Consider the following 5,849-nt stretch of genomic DNA (forward strand, 5'->3'; position numbering starts at 1 on the left):
TGCTCTAACTTACTCATCTTAGACCTCCTCTGTGATATATTCGCTGTAACCTTCATAGTAGTAACTAACATCTATACCTTTCATGAATAGATTACGGTCATTGATTTCAGTCGTAAGAGCTTGTTTAAAAAGGTATTTAATCTCAATATCCTTAATAACACTTCTCTCCATAGCTGATAGATATTCATCTTTATCAACAAGATTCCAATCAATTACTTGCTTAATATTTTCTTTTAATATTAAATCAAGCCATATACGAGTTGCTCTTCCATTCCCTTCACGGAAAGGATGAGCAATATTCATCTCAACATATTTCTCAATAATCTGATCAAATGTTGTTTGTGGCATAGTATCTATATATTTTAATGAGTGCTCAAGATACATTAGTGGTGCAAAACGAAAGTTGTTTTTAGCTATATTAACCTTTCTTATTTTCCCAGCAAAATCATAAATATCTTCAAATAGATATTTGTGAATGTATTGAAGTCCTTCAAAAGTTCCTATTTGAACTTTATTAATATCTCCAGAGTCAAAGAGCTGCTTAGCTTTTTGTTTGCTAATTTTCTCTTCCACTTTTGAAAGCTCTATCTGGCTAGTAATATTAAGTTTGTTTTCTAAAATCATATTTTATTCCACCTCAATCTCTGAAACTATCTTATCTATTTCAATACGAAGTCTATCTATATTGCTTACCGTTGCTTTTATTTTAGCGTTTAGTTCCTTTATATCTATAATCTCTCTTGTATCTTTTTGCTCTACATAAGTATTAACAGAAAGATTGTAATCCTCTTCAGCTATTTTAGAGTTATCAACAGACTTTGAAACATGGTCAATATCCTCTTTAGTATCAAATATTCTTAAAATTTCTTCGATATGCTCCTCTGTTAAGATATTATTATTTGTTTCTTTCTTGAAGAAGTCCACTCCACTTGCATCAATAAACTGAGTTTTAGAATCAGCTTTATGTTTTGAAAGAATTAGTATATTAACAGCTATTGAAGTTCCAAAGAAAAGATTAGGTGCTAACGATATAACAGTTTCAACAAAGTTATTTTCAATTAGATACTTTCTAATTTTCTGCTCTGCTCCACCACGATAGAATATTCCAGGGAAACAAACTATAGCAGCACGACCTTTACTTGAAAGATAATTTAAACAGTGAAGTACAAAAGCAAAGTCTGCTTTAGATTTTGGAGCAAGTACTCCTGCAGGAGCAAAACGCTCATCATTGATAAGAGTTGGGTCATCGTTCCCAATCCAATTAACTGAATATGGAGGATTTGATACAATAGCATCAAATGGCTTTTCATCTTCAAAATGTGGATCTAAAAGAGTATTTCCTAATGCTATATCAAACTTATCGTAGTTTACATTGTGTAAAAACATATTCATACGAGCAAGGTTATACGTTGTATGATTAATCTCTTGCCCATAGAAACCATCTTCAATAATATGGTCATCAAATTGCTTCTTAGCTTGTAATAATAGTGAACCTGATCCAGCAGCGGGGTCATAAATTTTATTGATTGTTTCTTGATTGTGTGTTGCTAATTTTGCAATAAGCTTAGATACACTTTGAGGTGTGAAGAATTCTCCTCCAGATTTACCTGCATTAGCTGCATAGTTAGAGATTAGAAACTCATATGCGTCACCAAACAGATCTATATGATTATCTTCAAATTTACCAAAATCAAGCCCTTCAACACCTTTAATAACGGCAGCTAAATGGCTATTTTTATCTTTAACTGTATTCCCTAATCTATTGCTTGTTGTATCAAAATCGGCAAATAATCCTTTAATATCTGATTCAGAAGGATAACCATTTGCAGAACTTTCAATAGATGAAAATATTGCTGCTAAATCTGTATTTAAGCTTTCACTGGTATTCGCATTTTTAGCAATGGTAGCAAACAGTTGGCTTGGATAGATAAAATATCCCTTTGTTTTTATTGCATCCTCTTTAATCTCCTCTGTTATAACATCATCACTTAAATCTGCATATTTAAAGCTATCATCTCCAGCTTCAACATAACTAGAGAAGTTCTCACTAATAAATCTATAAAACAGTGTTCCTAAAACATATTGCTTAAAATCCCATCCATCTATTGAACCACGGACATCATTGGCTATTTTCCAAATTTGTGACTGTAATTCAGCTCTTTGTGCTATACTCGACATTTTTTCCCTCCATTTATTCACATCAACCAAATTCATAATTTAGCTTATTTTAATATATTATTATAACATATTTTAGTAACAGATTAGTCTAAAAACATTTAAATGGACATATCCAATTGAAAGAAAAAAATAGCTTAAGCCATATATTCTAGAGGCTTAAGCTATTTAGTTTTCTTTTCACTATTATTTAGATTTAATCTTTTAATAACTTTTCTATTTTAAGTAATAATTTTGCCACTTCATCCTTTTTTTTATCATCCATTTGGTTTACTTTTTCTTTAATATTACTAAAAATTTCAAAATTTATATCCATTTTTTGGATTTTCTTAGATTCTTTTTGTTCAATAAATAACTCGTTTTTTAAAATATTCTTAAATTCCATAACTGTTTTTGATGTGTTTAAACATACTAAATTTTCAGATAAATTTTTATATATTTTTTCTATTTCTCTAAAAGTCAAAGAAGCCACAATCTCTTTTGCTATACTATTGTTTACACTCTGAAATAAATCATATCTTCTTCTATGTCTCAAAGCTGTCATCCTGTTAAATCCTACTAACTCTAACCATTGACAATAAGTTATATCTTCAGTTATTTTCTGTGAAACCTCTGTCATAATTTTTCCAAGTTGAATCGAGGCATTAGCTTGCACATTTAAAAGTTCTTTTGTTTTCAATTCTAAAAATTCATTTTCTTCTTTCGTTTCACACAAGTTTATTTTTACTATATTTTTTATAATATCTAAACCAATATCTTTACTCTTTTGTTCTACCACTTCTTTACTCGCAGTTTCAGTGGCTTTTCTCAATCTATCTATCGCTCCCATCTAACACCCCTTGCTATAATTTTTCCATGTAACACATGTGTTACATGCCCTTTATTACTTCTATTAAACTGTCTTGAACCTCTTGTAATCCCTTAGAGTTTGTCTCCCAAACACTTTTCCCTTTTTCTAAAAGAATTTCAATTTGAGACAACTCTTTTATTGGTTCTGGTAATAAAATAGTGGTTTCTCCTAGCACGCTTTTTAAGTCCTCTAAATATTTGTTTTGATTTGCTGTATTTCTATATTTATTGACTACAATAGAGTATATTTTATCTATTCCCGCTTCCTCAACTACATTTATTATTCCTTCCACTGTCACTCGATCACAAAAACAAGGAATGATAACTTTATCAGAACATTCCACAAATATCGTATCCAACTTCATAGTAGGAATACTATCTATTAGAATGTAATCATAATCACTTTTCATTTTTTCTATAAATATTGGCAAATTATTCAAAAATGTTGATGCAAATTTGGAATCCTCCAAAGGAATAAAGTTAACATTTTCTCTTATTCTTACAATATCACCATCTTCACCTTTTACAAAAGCCTTCAATCCATTTTTAAAAATTGGTTTATGCTCTTGTGGAGCTGTATAGTCCAAAACATTGTTCTGAGAATCAGATGTTAAAATTAAAACTTTTTTTCCTATTAATGATAATCCTACTGCCAACTGAACTGTCAAGAATGTTTTTCCTACACCACCTTTATTGACTTTTATTGTATATACTTTTCCTTTTTCTTTCACATTTCCCTCCACACTTAGCTTTATACTTAATTTTTCTTCAACAAAATCTCTTCCAATTGCTTTTGAATATCTTCAATAGTTCTAATATTTTCTGTCATCACTTTTGTAGTTATTGTCATCTTCACTTTAATAATCTCCTCTTTAGAAAGATCATCTCCAAGCATCAATAAAACATTTGCGATATATTGTTTAGCGAGTTCTAAAAACTCTTTAGTTAAAATTGAAGAAGTAGGCTTTAATTCCTCTTTTATCTTATAACTATTTTTATTTGCATCAAACTTTATTATTTTAGAATCAAAATAATCGCTATCGTTTAAATAGTCTAAAATAATCTTTCTTTTTCCAGCTTTGAAAGCTATACTTTGAATTTTAGTATTAGCCCCACACTTTTCTATATAACTTTCAAAAGCCAATTGCTCAATTTTCACTTTTTCTTCTAAAGATAAATCTTCAAACTTCAACTGTAAATTCTTAAGTCTTTCTAATATTTTTTCATCTGGAATATCCTCATCAATTACACCAGAGGAAACAATTTTTACTTTTTCTTCAGTCTCTTTAATTAAAATATCATCTGCCCAATTATTTTCTAAAGTTTTCAAAAAATATGCTCTCGGACTAGTTAATTTTTCTTGTCTTTTTATATATAGAGTTGCTCTCATAACTTTTTCATATCCATATTTTTCTAAAGAGTCCATTATTGTTTTCGGTATTGTTTTTAATTTTTTTGCACTTTTAGGCATAAGATTAAATATCTCTTCTACAACTTCTTTTATTATCTCTTTCTTTAAGTTTTTATTGATATCTGATTTTTCAATATCATCAATTTTTGTATTTTCAGAAGCTATTAAAGCGTGTTCTGTCCCAGAAATTTCTAAGCTTGACGATATTTTTCTAAAATCATTCAAATCGCCAAAGAATCTATCTTGTTTTTCTCTGATTACATTTTCAGAAAAATATACTTCTATCTCTGAGTTTTCCCAAGTGGAATCCTTTATAAAATTAAATTTTTCTATTAACTTTTTATTAAGTAACTCATTTAAATTCTTTTCTAACGTTTTAATTGTTTGAGTAATATTTCTTTTATCACATTTTAAAGGGATTCTTTTTATTAAAAATATTGTATCTATTTTTAAATAAAGCTGATTAAATCTAAGTTTTTCTATTAACATGTAGATTGTACGGGCAGTACTAGTCCCAATACTTAACAAAATATCAGAGTCATAAACTAGATAACCTTTTGTTACAATATTGTCGTAGAAATGGTCTGAAACAGATATTTCATAGACCTCTTTTATCCTTTTATCTGAAATTTTTTTTCTTAAATCTTTATTATCTTTTTCATCTAATGTTAATATTTTCAAGGATAAAATAGTAGTGTGTGTTTCTTTTGAAAGAATTCCATTTTTTTTATTCGAATAAAGAGTATTCTTAAATTGATAATTAGCTGATGATAGTCTTTTTAAAGAATCTCTTACTATTGCTGAATAGGCTTTTGTATTTAAATGAAGTTCTTTTTTAAGCTCCGATGCTGTAACAATAAATCTTCTAGACATACCTTTTGATTTCATTATTTTCATAAGAGCTATAAATACCTTTTCTTCTGCTTCTCCAGGAATATAATCTCCCGCCATTGGAACCACATTGATATAAGTGTCTCTATTTTTGTTGAAAAAATATTTTACAACCTGATTTATTTTACGTTTTGTGTTTTTAGAAAAAAGTGGATATTGAATTAAATTCATGTCCATTCTAACTAAACTTTTATTTTTAATTAATTCTTCATCTACATAGATATTTTCTTCTACAATTTCTGTTTCAGGAGTATCTATAAATTCATCTTCAAACCACTCCGACATTTTTATCTCCTTTTAATCAATATTAACTAGGGGTTGTTTATAAAAAACATGCTTTTTATCTATTTTTCAATATTATATAGGGTATTTTTTTTACTATTTTAACACTTTTTTTGTCAAAAAACAATAATTTTAAAGAAATAACCCTAATTGATATTGAAAATTTGAAAGTACCCCTAGTTAATATTGAAAGTACCCCTAGTTAATATTGAAAGTACCCCTAGTTAATATTGAAAGTACC

General features: G+C 28.4%; 5 protein-coding genes. All 5 read right to left on the minus strand.

Annotated elements, in window-relative coordinates:
- Positions 1–18: 18 nt before the first annotated feature.
- The 5 genes from fic to Q0V67_RS10225 all read right to left on the minus strand — a co-directional run bounded on the left by fic (position 19) and on the right by Q0V67_RS10225 (position 5,611).
- A complete protein-coding gene (gene fic, locus Q0V67_RS10205; protein ID WP_297599288.1) occupies positions 19–624 on the minus strand; it encodes a protein adenylyltransferase Fic in 606 nt (201 codons plus the stop codon).
- Positions 625–627: 3 nt separating this feature from the next.
- A complete protein-coding gene (locus Q0V67_RS10210; RefSeq protein ID WP_297599290.1) occupies positions 628–2,178 on the minus strand; it encodes a type I restriction-modification system subunit M in 1,551 nt (516 codons plus the stop codon).
- Positions 2,179–2,371: 193 nt separating this feature from the next.
- Complete coding sequence (locus Q0V67_RS10215) at positions 2,372–3,004, minus strand: hypothetical protein (protein WP_297599292.1); 633 nt, start codon at positions 3,002–3,004, stop codon at positions 2,372–2,374.
- 40 nt (positions 3,005–3,044) lie between these two features.
- Positions 3,045–3,755: a ParA family protein gene (locus Q0V67_RS10220; protein WP_297599294.1), complete on the minus strand. Its 711-nt coding sequence runs from the start codon at positions 3,753–3,755 to the stop codon at positions 3,045–3,047.
- A gap of 26 nt (positions 3,756–3,781) precedes the next feature.
- Positions 3,782–5,611, minus strand: coding sequence for a replication initiator protein A (locus Q0V67_RS10225; protein ID WP_297599296.1), 1,830 nt, complete (start codon positions 5,609–5,611; stop codon positions 3,782–3,784).
- Positions 5,612–5,849 lie beyond the last annotated feature (238 nt).

It is taken from the genome of uncultured Cetobacterium sp. (assembly GCF_947072685.1).
In the GTDB taxonomy this organism is placed as follows: Bacteria; Fusobacteriota; Fusobacteriia; order Fusobacteriales; family Fusobacteriaceae; genus Cetobacterium_A.